Here is a 17,783-nt window from a genome sequence, read left to right on the forward strand (position 1 = left end):
TTCAGCCCGCTCGTCCCGGCGAGCCCGCTCGCCCCGGCACGGGATGCGAGCGCCAGGGCGGCTTCTTCGCGTTCGTGACGGCGCGCATGACCCACTCGACGGGTCCGTAGCGGTGCCGCTTCAACCACCACGCGCTCGCGACGAGCTGGAGCAGATAGGTCGCCACTGCGATGGCGACGATGCCGAGCGGCGGCACGCGGTCGACCAGGGCGAGCCCGTAGCCGGTGTAGACGACGACGAACACCAGTGACTGGACGATGTAGTTCGTCGCCGCCATCCGTCCGGCGGGAGCCAGCGCGGCCGCCAGCCGGGACCGTTCGCCGCGAATGACGAGCCGCAGGATCGTGGCCACGTAGGCGAAGGTGACCAGCGGGTTGGTGAGGCTCAGGAGCACGTCGCCGTAGGCGGGCAGCTCGTCGTCGCTGTCACTGACCGACCACACCGCCATCGGTCCACCCGCCGCCAGGCCGATCCACTGCACGCGGACGATCCACACCGACAGCCCTTGCCCGCCGCCGCGATGCCCGCTGTCACGGGGGCCGCCGCCGCGAGGCAGAGCGTCCAAAAGTCGCGCCTTTCCGGCGGCCATGCCGAGGAGGAACATGCCGAGCGCCGGCGGTCCCTGCCCCGTCCAGATCACGGCCATGAACCGGGGAGCCACGTCGAGCTGGGCGTCCAGGGTGTCCAGCGGCCCGCCGGTGTACGCCTCGTGGACCCGGGCGAAGTCGAAGAACCCCAGGCCGATTCCGCCGCCCTCGCTCGACACCAGGGTCAGCGCCGAGGCCGCGACAAGGACGCCGCAGCCCAGGACCGCCGCGGTGCGGGGCCGAACGTTCCGCAACAGGATCAAGATCAGGCAGAGCGCCGCGTACAGGGTGAGGATGTCGCCGAACCACAGGAACAGGACATGGACGAGGCCGATCGCGAACAGGACGCCGCACCTGCGCAGCAGCCGCGGCACCGGCGCGGCACCGGCCCGGGCGGCCGCCTCGATTTGAAGCGTGAACGAATAACCGAACAGAAACGAGAAAAGCAGAAAGAACTTGCCCAAGAACAGCACGTCCGTCAGCTCAAGAACGGTCAGGTCGACCGTGCCGCCGAAAAGCAGCTGGTCATCGCCGCGGGCGCCCAGCGTCAGCAGCGTCGAGACGACGATGACGTTGGCGATCAGAATGCCGAAAAGGGCGAAGCCGCGAAGCGCGTCCAGTGCGGCGATGCGGTGCGGGGCGGCGGTGGCGGACGGGTCGGGCGCGGTCGGTAAAAGGTCCACGAATTGAAACGTAATGGCGTGATCTCGGCATCGCTTCGGCCTGCCCGACGACCTTCGGACACCGGAATAGGACCAGGTTCCTAGTCCTTTGGTCGAGCGGGCGAGGCAGGCGGCGGCCCGGCGCCGTCCTCGCCCGGGGCCGACGGCGGCCCGGTGCCGCCGTCAGGGGCGCCGGTGCCCGGCGTGACCAGTCCCGCCTCATAGGCGGCGATGACCGCCTGCGCGCGATCCCTGATCCTCAGCTTGCCGAACACGCTGGTGACGTGGTTCTTGACCGTGGACTCGGAGATGGCCAGCGCCTCGGCGATGTCGGCATTGGACAATCCCCGGGCGATGAGGAGGAGGATGTCCAGCTCGCGCGCGCTCAGGCCCGCGAGCGTGGGCGCCATGACGGTGTGGCGGGGCCGCGACGTCCGGATGAACGTGCCGATCAGATAGGTCAGCAGGCGGGGCGCCACGGCCGAGTCCCCCCGGTGGACGATCCGGATCGCCTCGGTGAGCTCTTCCGGTGACACGTCCAGCGGCAGGAAGCCCGACGCGCCCGCCCGGAGGGCCGCCACGACGTGCTCGTCCAGATCGAACGTGCTCAGGGCGAGCACGCGTACGTGCGGCAGGACGCCGACGATCCGCCGGGTCGCCTGGATGCCGTCCAGCAGCGGCATCCGGACGTCCATGAGCACCACGTCGGGCCGGAGCCGTCGCGCCAGCGCGACCGCGCCCACTCCGTCGGCGGCCTCGCCGACGACCTCCATGTCCGGCTGCTCGTCCACGATCATCCGGAACGCCACCCGGATCAGGGCCTGGTCGTCCGCGATCAGGACCCGGATCACCGCGGGTGGCCCGGCGGATCGGCGCCGATGTCATGGTCCGCCGACGCCACCAGCAGCGGGATGTGCGCCACGACGCGGAACCCGCCCTCCGGACGAGGCGCCGCCTGTATCGTCCCGCCGCACAGAGCCACCCGTTCGGCCATGCCCACCAGGCCGTGCCCCTCCTCGGACGGACCCTGCACAGCGGACGGACGCCCCTGCACAGCGGGCGAGCGGCCCTGCTCAGCTGGCGGCCCGCTCTGCGGACCGTCGTCGACGATCTCCACGCTCACCGCGTCCGGCGCGTATCGCAGGTGGACCGTCGTCCGTGCTCCGCCCGCGTGCTTGCGGATGTTGGTCAGGGCCTCCTGCGTCACGCGGAATATGGCTCGATCGACCGACGACGGCAACGGGCGCGAGACGCCGGACACCTCCAAGGTGGCCCGGACCCCGGTCTCTCCGGCCCGCCGCACCAGCGCCGTCACACCGTCGGCCGTCGCGGGCTCGCCGACGTCGGCGTCGATGTCGGCGCCGTCCTCGGACCTGAGCACCGCCAGCATCTCCCGCATCTCGAACATCGCCTCCCTGGCGGTCCGCTCCGCCGCCTCCAGGGCCTCCCGGGACCGGTCCGGAGCGCGCGTCATCGTCGTCCGGGCGGCGCCGACCAGCGCGTTCATGACACTGATGTGATGCGCCACGACGTCGTGCAGCTCACGGGCGATGCGGCGCCGTTCGTCGTACACCGCCATCTCGACCGCCTGCGCGCGATGGCGGCGCGCGTACTCCGCCCGCGCAGCGAGCAGCTGGCCGACGACGACCACCAGGAAGTTCGTGAGAACGTCGTCCGCCATCGCCTCGAAGCCCGCCCGCACGGCGACCGGCACCGCCAGCAGCACGACGGCTCCGCCACCGGCCGCCCAGCCCCGGACGACCGGCAGGTACCGGCCGGCGCTGTAGAGAGCGACCAGAGACACCGTGCTGATCGAGTCGCTCCACGGCCCGGCGAGCACGCCCAGCAGCAGGTCGGCGGCGACGACGATCACGAGCGTGACCATCGGCCGGCCCCGCCGCACCATCAGCGTCGCGGCCGCCGCGGCCAGCCCAGCCGCGGCCAGCAGGATCCGGTACGCGGAGACTTCGCCGGACGCGCGAATCAGGAGATCGGCCAGATCCAGGGCGAACGCCACGGCGACGACGATCGCATCGGCCCTGCGGCCACGCGGGAACCGAAACTTCCCCATCCGCACAAGCTATTGGGGCTCGACAGAACCTAGCCAGAGGGGGTGGGCGGCGCGGCGGCACCGCGAACACCGGGACCCGGTGATCAGACCGGCGCGCCGCCTCGAGCCAGGCATTCTCGAATGGCGTCCGGCAATTCACGCAGCCGATGCATGGGCAGTTCCAGCAGCGAGACGTCCCGAGCCCAAGGCGCGGCCTCGGCGACCAATGCGCGCGCCTGCCGCTTGGTCAGGTCGCCGTCGACGCCGAGCAGCGCGTCCCGCCACGTATTGGCGACCTTTCCATGCGCCCGATCCATCACCGCCCGCAGAATTCGCCACACCGGATCATCACGACGATCGGACGGCCTGCGAACGGCGTCGACCACACGCCCGTCCGCGCTCAGCTCATAAACGGGTTCCAGAATCCCGGCGATGTCGGCCAATTCAACCGGCTCGTCCAGCACGACGCGCACCCGCTCCGCCCGCGTCGCCAGAAGCACCCGCACGAGCGCCGCGTCCATCCCGGCGGGCAACGCCACACCCGCCTGCCGCACCTTGGCCGCATACGGCTTGGCCAGCCACGTACTCAGCCGCGCACGCGCCACTTCGGGCAGCACATCCTTAGGCCATTGCCCCACCAGGACGTCCGGCCGCATCTCCCCCAAATCCGAGGCCGAGACCTGCGATCGCTCCCGCGCCTCGACGGCCTGCGGACCCTGCGTGTAGATGGCGGCACTGAACCGATCCGCCCGCGCCGTGGCCGCCGGAAGGCTCGTGGACGTAGGACGCAGCACGTACAAATCAGCAGCCGACCCGATCGCCTCGGCCCCGTAGTACCGATTGAAGTCCGGATAAATGGCCTCGGACACCAGATTCAAATCCCGCAGCGCATTCTGCACTTTCAACGCCAGCGCCGGCGTCCGGTCACTGGCCCCATAGGCGAGCAGCACCCGCCCGCGCCCCTGCTCCCGCAACCCTTGAACGCCCCGCGCCACGAACAACCCGACCCCGTCAGGCGTATAGGGCGGGTCGGTGACGACCAAATCCGCGAATTCAACGGCAGACCCCGGCAGCCCCAGCCGCAGATCCGCCCACCGCGTCCGCACGTCCAGCCCAAGTTCAGCGGCCCGCTGATCGACATAAGCGAGGATCCGCTCATCGACGTCGACCACCATCGTCTCGACCTGCGGATAGATCATCCCGACCGCCAGGGACGTCAGATCGTGATCGCCAACGCACAGCAGCCGCGCTCCCGCCAGCCAGAACCGCGCGCCCAGCAACAGCGCCCGCCGCACCACCGTCTCCGGCGTGGCGGCCACATGATCGAGAACATGCCGTCCACGCGGGGCCCCCGCGACGAACTCCCCCAGCCGCTCGACGACCGCCCCATACTCCGGCAGCAAATGCCCGACAGGATCCGCCGGTTCGAGCGGCCGAAACCCGCTCTCCAACACCTCACCAACAAGCCGCCTCTGCTCACCGCCCAGCCGGAACCGCCCCCCATCGGATTCCAGCGACAACCCGCCCAGCAACGCCTCCACCGACCTCCGCGGCGCCGCACTCTCCCGGACGAGCTCGGCCAACGTCCACCACCGCCCGTCCGCCAACAGCCTCAACACGGCATAAACCCGCCGGGCATCCATGCCCTCAACTTCCGGAAGCCCCACCACCCCATACACCCGCCAGACCCTACCGCCCACCCACCGGACAACCGCCGCGCGCACACCGGACGTGTCAGCGAGTGGTGTTGAGGTAGGTGTTGAGGGCGGCGGCGCCGGTGAGCATGGCTCGGCCTCGGGTGGTGAGGCGGGACTGCCAGTCGGCGAGGGTGGACTCCAGTGGGGCGATGCCTCCGGCGGAGCGGACCTGGGCGATCAGCGGGGCGATCTGGTCCAGCAGGTAGCCGCCGCGTCTGAGCTGGTGGGCGAGCCGGGCGTCCCGGACGTCGGCCGCGCTGTAGACGCGGTAGCCCGTGTGCGGGTCGCGGCGCGGCTGGACGAGCCCGGCGTTCTCCCATTTGCGCAGGGTGGCGGGGCGGAGGCCGAGGCGTCTGGCCAGGGGGCCGATGAAGGTGTCGCCGCGCTCCTGCGGGACGGGCGCCAGGTCGCGGAGCGCGGCCTCGACGGCCTGGAGGGTGCGGCGGTCGTCGAGGAGCTGGCCGTGGCTCTCGTCGATGAGCCGCAGCGCGTCCTCGATGGCGCCCCGGTTGACCGCCGCCATGATCGACGTGGCGGTGCTGTGGCCGTGCCCGGGCATGAGGGCGAGGAAGGCGCGCAGGGCCTGCGCGTGCAGCGGCGTGTAGACGCGGTATCCGTGGACGGTGCGTTCCGCGGCGGGCAGGACGCCCGCGTCCTCGTAGTTCCTGATCGCCTGGGTGGACAGGCCGTGCTCGCGCGCCAGGTCCACCGGTCTCATGGGTGCATCACCGATTGAAGGTCCTCGTGGTGGGTGCAGGGCGTTTCGCGGCAAAGTTTACATCTAAAGTTCAACGATACCGTTGAGGGAATGGACATCAAGGACACGGCCCTGCCGCTCGACGCCGCGGGCCTCTCGACGTTCCTCCGGTCGCTTGCCGCCAGGCCCCTGCTGCTCGGCCTGGGCGAGGCCAGGCATTTCGTGGACGAGCTCGGCGAGCTCCGCAACGAGATGTTCCGGCGGCTGGTCGAGCATGAGGGCTACCGGTCGTTCGCCGTCGAGAGCGACTGCCTCATGGGCCTCGTCGTCGACGACTACATAGCGACGGGCGCGGGCGCGCTGGACGACGTCATGGAACGCGGCTTCAGCCACGGCTTCGGTGCGGTACCGGCCAACCGCGAGCTCGTGCGCTGGATGCGCGCGTACAACGAGGAGCACGGCGAGAAGCTCCGGTTCTTCGGGTTCGACGGCCCGCTGGAGTATTGGGCGGCGAGCCCCCGCCAGGCGCTTACCGGCCTCCACGCCCTTCTCGACGGCCCGCTCCCCTGCACCCGAGAGACGCTCGACGCACTGCTGGGCCCGGACGACCGCTGGTCGAACGAGGCCACGGCCATGGATCCGTCCCTGTCGATCGGCCGGTCCGCGGACGCCCAGCGGCTCCGCGTGATCGCCGACGATCTGGTGGCGCTGCTCGACACGCAGGCGCCACGGCTCAGCGCGCAGGAAAGGGAGCTGGCGGGGCTGTACGGACGCACTGCCGTCGGGCTGCTCCGCTATCACCACTGGATGGCGGACGCGTCCCCGGCGCGATGGACCAGGCTGTCGGCCCTGCGGGACGCGATGATGGCCGCCAACCTGCGCGCCATCGCCGAGCACAGCGGCCCGGCCCTCGTCTTCGCGAGCAACCTGCATTTGCAGCGGAACAAGAGCGTCATGTCGTTCGGCGACCAGCGGTTGGAGTGGTGGAGCGCCGGAGCGATCACCGCGACGCACCTGGGCGACCGGTACGCCTTCCTGGCCTCGGCCTTCGGGACGGCCGGGGACGACATCCCGTCCCCGGACACCGTCGAAGGCGTCCTGTGCACGCTCCCGTGGGACCGCTCGATCGTTGACGCCCGCCGCCTGGCCGAGGCCGTCACGGAACCCACCCCGCGCGTGTCCCACGATTTCGCCTATTTCCCGCTTGACCCGTCCCAGCTCGACCTGATCGACGGCATCGTCTTCCTCAAGCAGGCGGTCAGGATGGCCCCACTGGGCTGACCGCGCCGCCGGGCGGGCTCAGCGCTTCCCCTTCCGAGATGGGCCAGCTTGGAATCACTCATTCGACCACCCGGGTGCGGTCGCGATGCCCACGGTGCCTCGCGCAATTCGCCTGAGAACAAGCCTGCCGCGCATTGTGCCCGCACAATTCCGGGACCGGTCTCGGGGAAATCACGAGGGCCCGGGCAGTCGAACCGGCGGCCGTCGTCCGGCAGCGGGTGCGTGCTTCGCGGGATGATCGGGGCATGGAGGGGGTGTGGACACCCGCTCGCGCCGGACCCGCCACCGGCTGACGCTCACGTTGCTCCTGCGCACGGCACTGACCACGGCGTGCCTGCTGGCCGCGTACTTCCTAGCGCCGTTGAACAGGTCGTTCACGACGGTGACCGCCGTGGCGCTGATCGCGGCGCTGGCGGCCCTGGGCGTGCTCGTCGCCTGGCAGGCCCGCTCGATCGTGCGGTCGCCGTCGCCGCGGCTCCGCACCATCGAGGCGCTCGCGACGTCCATTCCGCTGTTCCTGCTGGTGTTCTCCGTCTGCTACTGCCTGATGAGCCATGGGGACGGACGCGATTTCTCCGAGCCGCTGACGCACGTCGACGCCCTGTACTTCACCATGACCGTGTTCGCGTCGGTCGGCTTCGGCGACATCGTGCCCCGCTCCCAGACGGCCCGGGCCCTGACCACGGTGCAGATGGTCGGAGATCTCGTCATCGTCGGTCTCGTCGCGAACGTTTTCCTGGAGGCGATGCGGCTCGGGGTGAAGCGCCGGAAGCGCGGCGCGGACGCCGACTAGGGTCGGGGCATGCGGCGGAGGACGTGGGCGGCGATTGCCGGTGTCGTGGTTCTTTCTTGCGCCGAGTGGGTGAACTGGCGCTGGTCCCGAACTCTCGTGGGGGACGGTGAGGGCGCCGCCGAGGCCGTGGTCGTGCTGGGTTTCCGGAATCCCCAAGAGACGGCGAATTTCATCAATCGGTGGAGAGTTCGCGCGGGAATTCGCTCCATCGCCGCTGACAATGCGCGTGGCACTCGCGTGATATTCAGCGGCGGCGCGACCGGCGACGGCGCCGCGGAGGCCCGATTGATGGCCGACTACGCCAAGTCGGTGCTTGAGTTCGACGGCGCGGTGCTCCTCGAAGACCAGAGCGTCACGACGTGGCAGAACATCACGAACGTGATCCCGCTGCTGGAGGACGTCGACCGCATCAAGATCGTTTCTCAACCGGCCCACGCGCTCAAGGCCCGCGCGTACCTGCGGCGGCAGCGGCCCGACCTCGCGGAGAAGCTGGTGCGCGCGGACGACTACCGTCCTGGCGAATGGCTGCTCGTCAAACCCCTGCTGGCCCTGTACGGACTCTGGACGCTCCGCGGTCTCCAGCCCGACGAACGGGGCGTCGCGGGCAAAATTGCGTGACATCGTCCGGCGGGTGCGTCGATCATGGGCTGATGGCGCGACTTCGTGACATCGTCTTCGACTGCGCTCATCCGGCGGCCGTGGCCCGGTTCTGGGCCGCGGCCCTGGACGGATACGCCGTCGCGCCGTACGACGATGCTGAACTGGCGCGGCTGCGCTCCATGGGGATCACCAGCGTCGAGGACGATCCGACCGTGCTCGTCGAGACGGCGGAGGGTGGACCTCGGCTGTTCTTCCAGCTCGTGCCGGAGGGCAAGGGGGTGAAGAATCGTGTGCACGTGGATCTGGTCGCCGTGGACCCGGAGGCGGAGATCCAGCGCTTGACCGCTCTCGGTGCGACCGTTCAGGCCCGCCACCCGGACAACGTCGTCCTGGCCGATCCCGAAGGCAACGAGTTCTGCCTGTCACTGAGATCCATTGCGTAACGGCGGGTTGGCTTTTGGCTACTTTCTTGGTTCGTATCGCATGGCCACCGCGCCTGAGGCGTACTTCAGTCGGCTTACGAGTTTCAGGTCGATGGGTTTCGACAGGCCCGCGAACAGCGTCGGGCCATGGCCTGCCAGCCGGGGATGCACAACGAACTCGTACTCGTCGATCAATCCCAGCTCTGCCAGCGCCATGGGGAGCTGCACGCCTCCTACGAACAGTCCTTTGCCCGGCTCCTGCTTGAGCCGCCGGACGGTCTCCGCCAGGTCTCCGCGCACGAGTTCGGCGTTCCAGTCGACCCGGTCCAGGGTGCTCGACACGACGTACTTCTTCTTCGCGTCGATCGTCCGGCCGAATGGCTCCATCCATTCCGGTCTTGCTCCGGGCTGCGCCGGTGGACGCCACGCCTCCTCCATCATCTGGTAGAGCACCCGGCCGAAGATCAGGGCATCGGCCTGGGCGATGCTCTCGGTCGCGTGGCGGTGCAATTCCTCGTCCGGGTCGATACCGAGGTGAGAGCAGCATCCGTCCAATGTGACGTTGATGGAATATCGAAGAGGTCGCATCGCGCAAGGGTACCCAGCCCGGGTGACACAAAGCCCGGAGGTCAGCCCCCGGGACGGTTCGGGGCGGCCTTCCGCAGGTAGTGGAGGAGGTCGTCGACCAGGTCGCCGGGGTCGGCGTGGCCCTTGCCGTCGGCGGCGAGGTGTCCGGCGGAGGCGAGGTCGGCGGCTCCGTGGGCGAGTGCGCGCAGCAGCGACGCCAGGCGTACCGGGTCGCCCGAGGGCAGGGCACCGGCCCGCTGGGACGCGGCGACGACGTCCACCAGAAGGGTTTGCGCCTGGTGGGCGGCCACGTGGAGTTCTTCGGAAGCGGTCGTCCAGGTGCCGAAGGTCAGCTTGAACCGGGCCGGGTACTCCAGCGCCCTCGCGATGTAGTGGTGGAGGGTCGTGCGCAGCACGTCCGCCGGGGGGCGGCCCTGGGCGATCGCCGATTTCAGCGCCGTGTGGCTTCGCGTCAGTTCGCGTGCGGCAATGGCGGAGAGAAGGGCCTCTTTGTTGGTGAAGTGCTTGTAGGGCGCGTTGTGGGAGACGCCCGCCAGGCGTCCGACTTCGCGCAGCGTCACCGCTTCCGGGCCGCCCTCGTCCAGCAGGCGCGTGGCCATCTCGATCAGCTGGTCGCGGGTCCCCGGCGGCATCGGGCCATCCTAGCGGCGGTTGACGTCGTCAACCTGGCCGATTAGGTTGACGTTGTCAACCTGGATGAGATGGGGAGTGAGAGCCTTATGCGAGCCGTGGTCACCGGGGCGAGTTCCGGCATCGGGGAGGCGATCGCGCGGTCGCTCGCGGGCATGGGCGCGACCGTGGTCATGGTCGGGCGGGACGGTCAGCGGCTGGACGCCGCACGGACGCGAATACTCGCGGCCGTCCCGGACGCCGAACTCGTGTTAGAGCGGGCCGACCTTTCACTGGTCGGTGAGGTACGCGAACTGGCGGCATGGCTTGCGAAGCCGCCGCTTCCCGACGTCGTCATCAGCAACGCGGCCGTCATCGCCGAACTGGACGACTTCACGTCCGAGGGAATTCACCGGGCCCTCGCCACCAATCACCTCGCGCCCTATCTGCTGCTGCGGTCGCTGGTCGAGCCCATTGGCGACCGTCCGGCGCGTTTCGTGGTCGTGGGCGCCTCACCGAGAGCGCTCGCCCGGACGCCGGTCGACCTGGACGATCTGAACCTCCAGAATGGACGCGGGCTGGGGCCGATTCCCAGTTTCCGTCCATTCGCCGCCTACGGACGCACCAAGAACATGAACGCGATGTTCGTCCACGCCCTCGCGCGGCGGCTCGGCGGTACGCGCATCACGGTGAACGGCGTCCATCCGGGCGTCATCAAGGGGACGGGGCTCGGCCGCGATTCCCGTGGCGCGCTCAAGGTCTTCGGCGCCGTCGCCGGGCGGTTCGCGTCCGGTCGGCCGGACGCGGGCGCCGACACACCGGTCTGGCTGGCCGTCTCGCCCGAGGTCGACGGTGTGAGCGGCCGGTTCTTCGTCAGGCGGCAGGTCGTCCCGACCGCGTCGCACACGACCGATGCCGGCCGGTGCGAACGGCTCTGGAACGAGAGCGCCCGGCTGGTGAGCCGGGCGGAGGCGGAGGCGCGGGCGGCAGGGCGGGGTGGGGTTTTCGGGGGCGTCCCTCGGGCACGTCCCTGACCGTTGCCATGTGCGGTGTCTTCAACGGGGGCAGGAGGTTCGGAGATGACCTCGGGGTGGAACGAATCCGGCGGCATGGACCCGTTCGAGGAGATGCTCGCCCGGTTCTTCGGCGCGCGGGCGCAGCGGCGTCCGGTGGAGCGGATCAGCCTCGCGCGGCTGATGAGCGAGCCCGCGCGGGAGCTGGTGCGGGACGCGGCCGCGCAGGCGGCGGAGTGGGGCAGCGTCGATCTGGACACCGACCATCTGCTGTGGGCGGCGACGCGGCAGCAGGGCACGCGGCAGTGGATGGCACGGGCCGGAGCCGACCCGGACAAGATCAAGGACGAGATCGAGGACCATGCCCGTCGCGGCGATCCGCGGGACGTCCCGCCGGAGCTGACGCCGTCGGCGAAGCGGGCGCTGCTGGACTCGCACCAGGTGTCGCGGGCGCTCGGGTCGTCCTATATCGGGCCTGAGCACCTGCTTTTCGCGCTGGCGCTGGACCGCGGGTCCAGTGCGGGCCGGATTCTCGATCATGAGCATGTGACGCCGGATTCGCTCCAGCAGGCGGCGTCCGGCGGCGGGCAGCAGCCCCCCGGCGGCCCCGGCGGGCCGGGCGGCGGGCAGGCGTCCGGGACGCCGACGCTGGACGAGTTCGGACGCGACCTCACCACGCTGGCGAGGGAGGGCCGGATCGACCCGGTCATCGGGCGCGAGGACGTGATCGAGGAGACGATCGAGGTCCTGTCGCGGCGCACCAAGAACAACCCTGTGCTGATCGGCGACCCGGGCGTCGGGAAGACCGCGATCGCCGAAGGGCTCGCGCAGCGGATCGTGGACGACGACGTCCCCGAGACGCTGCGCGGCAAGCGGATCGTCCAGCTGGACCTCGGCGGGATCATCGCGGGGACGCGCTACCGGGGCGACTTCGAGGAGCGGCTGAAGAAGGTCGTCGACGAGATACGCGAGCACACCGACGACCTGGTGGTGTTCATCGACGAGATCCACACGATCGTGGGCGCGGGCGGCGCGGAGGGCGCCGTGTCGGCGGGCAACATGCTGAAACCGCCGCTGTCGCGCGGCGAGCTGCACGTCGTCGGCGCGACGACCGTCGACGAGTACCGCCGCAACATCGAGAAGGACGCCGCGCTGGAGCGCCGCTTCCAGCCGATCCTGGTGCCGGAGCCGAGCCCGGACGACAGCGTCGAGATCCTGCGCGGCCTGCGCGACCGGTACGAGGCGCACCACCAGGTGCGGTTCACCGACGAGGCGCTGCTCGCGGCCGTCGACCTGTCGAGCCGCTACCTGACCGACCGGTTCCTGCCGGACAAGGCGATCGACCTGATCGACCAGGCGGGCGCGCGGGTGCGGCTGCGGTCAGGGACGCGCGACGGCGGCCGCCGCGAGCTGGAGCGGCGCCTCGACCAGCGCCGCCGGGAGAAGGACCAGGCCGTCGCGGACGAGGACTACGAGAAGGCGTCCGACCTGCGCGACGAGATCGGCCGCCTGGAGAAGGACCTCGCGGCGACGCGCGAGGAGGACGGGCCGGTCGCCGTCCCGTGCGTCACCACCGAGGACATCGCCGAGGTCGTGTCGAGGATCTCCGGCGTGCCCGTCACGCAGCTCACGCAGGCGGAGCGCGAACGGCTGACCCGGCTCGAAGAGCACCTGCACGAGCGGGTGATCGGGCAGGAGGACGCGGTCGCGGCGGTGGCGCGGGCCGTCCGGCGGTCCCGGGCGGGGATGGGCGATCCGGACCGTCCGATCGGCGGGTTCATGTTCCTCGGCCCGACCGGCGTCGGGAAGACGGAGCTGGCGAAGGCGCTGGCCGAGGCGCTGTTCGGCAGCCGCGACCGGCTGATCCGGTTCGACATGAGCGAGTTCCAGGAGCGGCACACGGTCAGCCGCCTGATGGGCGCGCCGCCCGGATACGTCGGATACGAGGAGGCGGGGCAGCTGACCGACGCCGTCCGGCGGACGCCGTACGCGGTGATCCTGCTGGACGAGATCGAGAAGGCGCACCAGGACGTGTTCAACGTCCTCCTCCAGATCCTGGACGACGGGCGGCTCACCGACGCGCAGGGCCGCACGGTCGGCTTCCGCAACACCGTGGTCATCATGACCAGCAACCTCGGCTCCGAGCTGATCACCGGCCGGGGCGAGGTCGGGTTCGGCACGCCGGGCGACGGCGACGGCCAGGGCGAGGGCGGCGGCCTGAACGCGGCGCTCAGCGACCGGATCATGCGGCGGCTGCGCGAGTCGTTCCGGCCCGAGTTCCTCAACCGGATCGACGAGATCATCGTGTTCCAGCGGCTGGAGGAGGGGCAGCTCCGGCAGATCACGGACCTGCTGCTGGACGAGACGCGCCGCCGCCTCCGCGCGCAGGACGTCGGCGTCTCCTTCACCACCGAGGCCGTGGACTGGCTGGCGCGGCGCGGCTACCAGCCCGAGTTCGGCGCCCGGCCGCTGCGCCGCACGATCCAGCGGCAGGTGGACGACCGGCTCTCCGACCTCCTCCTCGCCGGTGACCTGCGGCACGGCAGCCATGTGGAGGTCTCCGCCATGAACGGCGGTCTCGAATTCGACGTCACGACGACGGACCGGACGGAGGCGTAAGGGGTATAGTCCTGCTGTAGCTCTTACAGGAGGACTGGCAGTGCACATCCCGATCGCCGGGTACGCGGCGAGCATCGAGCTGGCGAACGACTTGGTCAGCACGTCGCCGACCGTGCGGGGCGAGGAGGCGCTGCCCGACCTCGCCGCGCTGTCCGGGCTGCTCGCGGGGCACGACCCGGTCGCGGGGCACGGCCTCCGGGCTCCGGTCCAGGAGGACGTCTTCCAGGTGCAGCTCCTCCGCCGGGAGGTGCGCGGGATCATGGAGACCGAGACCGCGGAACAGGCCGTCGCGGGCGCGGGCGTGCTGCTCGGACGGGCCGGGCTGGCCCCCGTCCTCCGCCGCGAACCCGGCGAAGCCGGCGGATGGCGGTGGTTCGTCCCGACCGTGAAGGACGCGCCGCTCGCCGACGAGCTGGCCGCGTTCGTCGGCGTCGGGCTGCTGGGCGTCGTCCGGGCGTTGGGCCACGAGCGCTTCCGGCCCTGCGCGGCACCGGGATGCCGGGGCGTGTTCGCCGACGTCAGCCGGGCCGGACGCCGCCGCTACTGCATGCCGGAGCTGTGCGGGAACCGCCACAACGTCGCCAACCACCGCGCCCGCCGACGGGAGATGATCTGATGTCCGCCCCGCTCGCCGGAGCACTCCAACTTCCTGATGGTGCCTGGGTGCGGGGGCGCGGGCTGCGTAAGCCGATGCCGGACGGGCCCGCCCCCGACTTCGGCCTCTATCTGGGCTCCGGTCGGCTCCGCCGCCGCCACGAACCGTCGCTGACCTGGCTCGCCACCTGGATCGACTGGCCCGACTTCCTGCTGCCCCGCGACCGGGACGCGGCCGTCCGCGAGATCCGCGACCTGCACGAGCGGGCCCGTTCCGGCGCGGCCGTCGAGGTCGCCTGCGGCGGAGGCGTCGGACGCACCGGGACGGTCATCGCGTGCCTGGCTGTCCTGTCCGGGGTGGAGCCGTCCGAGGCGGTCGCCTGGGCGCGTGAACACCACCATCCGCGGGCCGTCGAGACGCCGTGGCAGCGCCGCTGGGTGACCGCCTTCCCGGCCGGGGCCTGAGCCGAACCGGACGCCCACGCCCCGCGTGATGGCGGTCGATAATATTTCTGTTACGCGATGCTTGTTCGCTTTGTAAAGGCGCTCCCAGAATCCAGCGGATCTTGACAAAGGCATTCCTAGCGATCATCCAGATTCTGGTAAGTTGCCGTTTGAGGGAATTGAGATGTTGAAGACCCGTATGCATGGGAACTTCAGCGTCCGTTCCAAAGGCCGCGAACGCTCGACGCCGATGCGCTATGAGCGTTCTGCTCCTCGGCGCGCTCGGCGCGCTCGGGCTCGCCGCGCTGCCGGGGTGCAGTGGCGACGACGACCGTCCCGCGGGTCAGCGCGGGGCGACCGAACCGGGCGGACGCCCAGCGACCCGATTCACCGTGGCGGGGACCGGGGACTTCCTCATGCACGACGTCGTGACCAAGCAGGCGGCCTCGGACGCGCGCGCCAACGGGCAGAACGAGTTCGACTTCGGTCCGATGCTCGCCCGGCTCAAGCCCGTCATCAGTAAGACGGATCTGGGAATCTGCCATGTCGAGACGCCATTGGCCCCGCCTTCGGGGCCTTTCGAGGGCTACCCGACGTTCAGCTCACCGCCGCAGATCGTGAACACGATCCGCGGGCTCGGCTACGACACCTGCTCGACCGCGTCCAACCACTCCATCGACCAGGGAGAACCGGGTGTGCGCCGCACCATTGACGACCTGGACGAGGCCGGCATCCGGCACACGGGCACGGCCCGCACCGCGGAAGAGGCGGAGCGGATCAACATCCTGAACGTGAAAGGCGTCAAGGTCGCCCAGCTCTCCTACACGTACGGCACCAACGGCATTCCGAAGCCCGCCGGAAAACCCTGGATCGTGAACGACACTCTCAACCCCGACAGGATTCTCGCCGACGCGGCCCGCGCCAAACAGGCGGGCGCCGAAATCGTGATCCTCAGCATGCACTGGGGCGAGGAATACCGGCACCCGCCGACACCCGAGCAGCGCAGCCTTGCGAGGACGCTGATGCGCTCGCCCAATGTCGACCTGATCCTCGGCTGCCACGCGCACGTCGTCCAGCCCTACGAGCAGATCAACGGAAAATGGGTCGTGTACGGCATGGGGAATGTGGTCGCCAACCCGACCGCCAACACTCAGGCCACGCACGAAGGAATCGTCGCGCGGGTCACCTTCACCCGGAACTCCAAAGGCCAGTGGAAGACGCAGCCTTCCTTCGTCCCCACGCTCGTCACGCCCGGCACCATCAGACTCCGTACGCTGAGCAGCGATTCAGGGAACCAGGCCACCGTGGCCCGCACGACCCAGGTGGTGCGAAGCCTCGGATACAACGTCCCGCTCGCCTCACCCCAGAACTAGCCCTCGCCTCACCCAGAACTAGCCGAGGATCAGTTTCGCGGCGTGCTCGCCGATCATCATGCTCGGCGCGTTGGTGTTCCCGCCCGTGATGGACGGCATGATCGAGGCGTCCGCGACCCGCAGGCCCTCGACGCCGCGGACCCGCAGCTCCGGGTCGACCACGGCCCGCTCGTCCGCGCCCATCCGGCAGGTGCCGACGGGGTGGTAGACGGTCGTCGCGCGGTTCGGCAGCTCCCCGGCCAGCGCGGCGCGGTCAGGGAAGGCGGGGCCCGGGGAGAGTTCCGCCTTGACGTCGCGGGCGATGATCTTGTCGGCCATGACCGCGCGGACGAGGTCGATGCCGTCCAGCAGGAGCCGCGCGTCGTCCGGGTCGGTGAGGTATCCGGGGTCGATCACGGGCGCGTCGGACGGGTCGGCGGACGCCAGCCGCAGCGTCCCGCGGCTCTTCGGGTAGATCAGGGTCGGCATGATCGTGAGGGCGGCGCGCTTGTCGACCTTGTGCCGTACGGGCGCGTCCTGGTTCGGGAACGGATACGACCATGGGAGGGCGTGCAGTTGCAGGTCGGGGACGTCGCCGTCAGCCCGCCCGGTGCGGACGAACCCGACCGCCTCGAACACGCTGCGCGCCACCCACGTCCCGCCCCTCGTCCACTCCCTGACGACGCCGGACGCGAAGTAGGGCGCGGTGCCCCGGTGGCGGGCCGTGTCCATGACGTAGGTCATCGGGACGAACATGTGGTCGTGCAGGTTGTCCCCGACGGGCAGATCGGCGTGCAAGCCGATGCCGTGTTCGCGCAGGTGGGCGGCCGGGCCCACGCCCGAGAGCAGCAGCAGGTGCGGCGAGCCGAACGTGCCCGCCGCGAGGATCACCTCGCGGGACGCGCGGATCGTCCCGCGCCCTACCACGGCGCGCCGAGCCGTGCCGCGGCCTTTCTCCGCGACGACCTCGACCCCGGTGGCCCGACCGTCCTGGACGACGACGCGCTCCACCGTCGCGCCCGTCAGGATCGTCAGGTTCGGCAGGCCGTGATCGTCGAGATACCCGACCGATGAGCTGTAGCGCAGGCCCTCGTCCACGCTCTGCTGGAAGATCCCGGCGCCTTCCTGGGACTCGCCGTTGTAGTCGTCGTTCCGCTTCACGCCCGCCGTCTCGATCAGCGCCTCGATGAACGCCTCCGACGCCGGGGTGAGGTCCCGCTGCCGCGTCACCCGGATCGGGCCGCCCGCGCCGCGCAGGGCGGTGGCGCCGTCCTCCCAGCTCTCCATCCGCTTGAAGCTGTCCAGGACGTCGTCGAAGCCCCAGCCGGGGCAGCCGTCCGCGGCCCAGCCGTCGTAGTTCCTCCGGTTGCCGCGCACGAACAGCATCCCGTTGATCGAGCCGGAGCCGCCGAGCACGCGTCCCCTGGTCTGCGGGATCGTCCGGCCGAGGACGCTCTTCTGCGGGGTGCTGTAGAAGCCCCAGTCCAGCCGCTTCTTCAGCCGCGGGACGTTGTGGAAGACGGCGATCAGGCCGGGCTTGCGGACGAGCGGCGTCCGGTCCGGGCCGCCCGCCTCGACGAGGACGACGTCCGCGCCCGACTCGGCCAGGCGCCTCGCTAGCACGCAGCCCGCGGTGCCCGCCCCGACGACGACGTAGTCGGCGGTCCGGTCCATGGAGTTCCTCCCAGCGGACGCGCGCGGCCGGGCATGGCCGGGCGACCTGCCAGCGGGGCCCGCGCCTGGCCCGATCGGCGCCGCCGCGAGGGCGACCTGAC

17 protein-coding genes are annotated in these 17,783 nt (G+C 70.4%); 9 read left to right on the forward strand and 8 right to left on the reverse strand.

Annotation, left to right across the window (positions count from 1 at the left end):
• Nucleotide 1: 1 nt before the first annotated feature.
• The 5 genes from ACH34T_RS06585 to ACH34T_RS06605 all read right to left on the reverse strand — a co-directional run bounded on the left by ACH34T_RS06585 (nucleotide 2) and on the right by ACH34T_RS06605 (nucleotide 5,714).
• Nucleotides 2-1,270, reverse strand: a complete 1,269-nt coding sequence (locus ACH34T_RS06585) for a DUF418 domain-containing protein (protein WP_395991068.1) — start codon at nucleotides 1,268-1,270, stop codon at nucleotides 2-4.
• Between the two features lie 80 nt (nucleotides 1,271-1,350).
• Entirely contained in the window at nucleotides 1,351-2,100 is a 750-nt protein-coding gene (locus ACH34T_RS06590; protein ID WP_395991069.1) for a response regulator, read from the reverse strand.
• Nucleotides 2,097-3,320, reverse strand: a complete 1,224-nt coding sequence (locus ACH34T_RS06595) for a sensor histidine kinase (RefSeq protein WP_395991070.1) — start codon at nucleotides 3,318-3,320, stop codon at nucleotides 2,097-2,099. Before ACH34T_RS06595 ends, ACH34T_RS06590 begins: the two co-directional genes overlap by 4 nt.
• Before the next feature lie 83 nt (nucleotides 3,321-3,403).
• Entirely contained in the window at nucleotides 3,404-4,840 is a 1,437-nt protein-coding gene (locus ACH34T_RS06600; RefSeq protein WP_395991071.1) for a bis-aminopropyl spermidine synthase family protein, read from the reverse strand.
• A 193-nt stretch (nucleotides 4,841-5,033) separates the two neighbouring features.
• Nucleotides 5,034-5,714 (reverse strand): TioE family transcriptional regulator, encoded by a 681-nt coding sequence (locus ACH34T_RS06605; protein WP_395991072.1) that lies wholly within the window; start codon nucleotides 5,712-5,714, stop codon nucleotides 5,034-5,036.
• A gap of 90 nt (nucleotides 5,715-5,804) precedes the next feature.
• Here ACH34T_RS06605 and ACH34T_RS06610 point away from each other — a divergent pair, with 90 nt between their 5' ends.
• From ACH34T_RS06610 to ACH34T_RS06625, 4 genes are all read left to right on the forward strand, one after another.
• Nucleotides 5,805-6,974 (forward strand): erythromycin esterase family protein, encoded by a 1,170-nt coding sequence (locus ACH34T_RS06610; protein ID WP_395991073.1) that lies wholly within the window; start codon nucleotides 5,805-5,807, stop codon nucleotides 6,972-6,974.
• Nucleotides 6,975-7,230: 256 nt separating this feature from the next.
• Nucleotides 7,231-7,767: a potassium channel family protein gene (locus tag ACH34T_RS06615; protein ID WP_395991074.1), complete on the forward strand. Its 537-nt coding sequence runs from the start codon at nucleotides 7,231-7,233 to the stop codon at nucleotides 7,765-7,767.
• Nucleotides 7,768-7,776: 9 nt separating this feature from the next.
• Nucleotides 7,777-8,385: a YdcF family protein gene (locus ACH34T_RS06620; RefSeq protein ID WP_395991075.1), complete on the forward strand. Its 609-nt coding sequence runs from the start codon at nucleotides 7,777-7,779 to the stop codon at nucleotides 8,383-8,385.
• Between the two features lie 32 nt (nucleotides 8,386-8,417).
• Nucleotides 8,418-8,810, forward strand: a complete 393-nt coding sequence (locus ACH34T_RS06625) for a VOC family protein (RefSeq protein ID WP_395991076.1) — start codon at nucleotides 8,418-8,420, stop codon at nucleotides 8,808-8,810.
• A gap of 18 nt (nucleotides 8,811-8,828) precedes the next feature.
• Here the strand turns inward: ACH34T_RS06625 and ACH34T_RS06630 are convergent, their stop codons facing one another.
• Nucleotides 8,829-9,377: a dihydrofolate reductase family protein gene (locus ACH34T_RS06630; protein ID WP_395991077.1), complete on the reverse strand. Its 549-nt coding sequence runs from the start codon at nucleotides 9,375-9,377 to the stop codon at nucleotides 8,829-8,831.
• A 41-nt stretch (nucleotides 9,378-9,418) separates the two neighbouring features.
• Nucleotides 9,419-10,009 carry a TetR/AcrR family transcriptional regulator gene (locus ACH34T_RS06635; RefSeq protein WP_395991078.1) on the reverse strand — a complete coding sequence of 197 codons (591 nt, stop codon included), beginning with the start codon at nucleotides 10,007-10,009 and terminating at the stop codon, nucleotides 9,419-9,421.
• 87 nt (nucleotides 10,010-10,096) lie between these two features.
• Here ACH34T_RS06635 and ACH34T_RS06640 point away from each other — a divergent pair, with 87 nt between their 5' ends.
• The 5 genes from ACH34T_RS06640 to ACH34T_RS06660 all read left to right on the forward strand — a co-directional run bounded on the left by ACH34T_RS06640 (nucleotide 10,097) and on the right by ACH34T_RS06660 (nucleotide 16,029).
• Nucleotides 10,097-11,020, forward strand: coding sequence for an SDR family NAD(P)-dependent oxidoreductase (locus ACH34T_RS06640; RefSeq protein ID WP_395991079.1), 924 nt, complete (start codon nucleotides 10,097-10,099; stop codon nucleotides 11,018-11,020).
• A 45-nt stretch (nucleotides 11,021-11,065) separates the two neighbouring features.
• Entirely contained in the window at nucleotides 11,066-13,618 is a 2,553-nt protein-coding gene (locus tag ACH34T_RS06645) for an ATP-dependent Clp protease ATP-binding subunit (protein WP_395991080.1), read from the forward strand.
• Nucleotides 13,619-13,658: 40 nt separating this feature from the next.
• Nucleotides 13,659-14,234 (forward strand): CGNR zinc finger domain-containing protein, encoded by a 576-nt coding sequence (locus tag ACH34T_RS06650; protein WP_395991081.1) that lies wholly within the window; start codon nucleotides 13,659-13,661, stop codon nucleotides 14,232-14,234.
• Complete coding sequence (locus ACH34T_RS06655) at nucleotides 14,234-14,677, forward strand: protein-tyrosine phosphatase family protein (RefSeq protein WP_395991082.1); 444 nt, start codon at nucleotides 14,234-14,236, stop codon at nucleotides 14,675-14,677. Before ACH34T_RS06650 ends, ACH34T_RS06655 begins: the two co-directional genes overlap by 1 nt.
• 236 nt (nucleotides 14,678-14,913) lie before the next feature.
• Nucleotides 14,914-16,029: a CapA family protein gene (locus ACH34T_RS06660; protein ID WP_395991083.1), complete on the forward strand. Its 1,116-nt coding sequence runs from the start codon at nucleotides 14,914-14,916 to the stop codon at nucleotides 16,027-16,029.
• An 18-nt stretch (nucleotides 16,030-16,047) separates the two neighbouring features.
• Here the strand turns inward: ACH34T_RS06660 and ACH34T_RS06665 are convergent, their stop codons facing one another.
• Nucleotides 16,048-17,682: a GMC family oxidoreductase gene (locus tag ACH34T_RS06665; protein ID WP_395991084.1), complete on the reverse strand. Its 1,635-nt coding sequence runs from the start codon at nucleotides 17,680-17,682 to the stop codon at nucleotides 16,048-16,050.
• Nucleotides 17,683-17,783 lie beyond the last annotated feature (101 nt).

The sequence above is a fragment of the Actinomadura sp. 9N215 genome (assembly GCF_044326345.1).
Classification (GTDB): domain Bacteria; phylum Actinomycetota; class Actinomycetes; order Streptosporangiales; family Streptosporangiaceae; genus Spirillospora.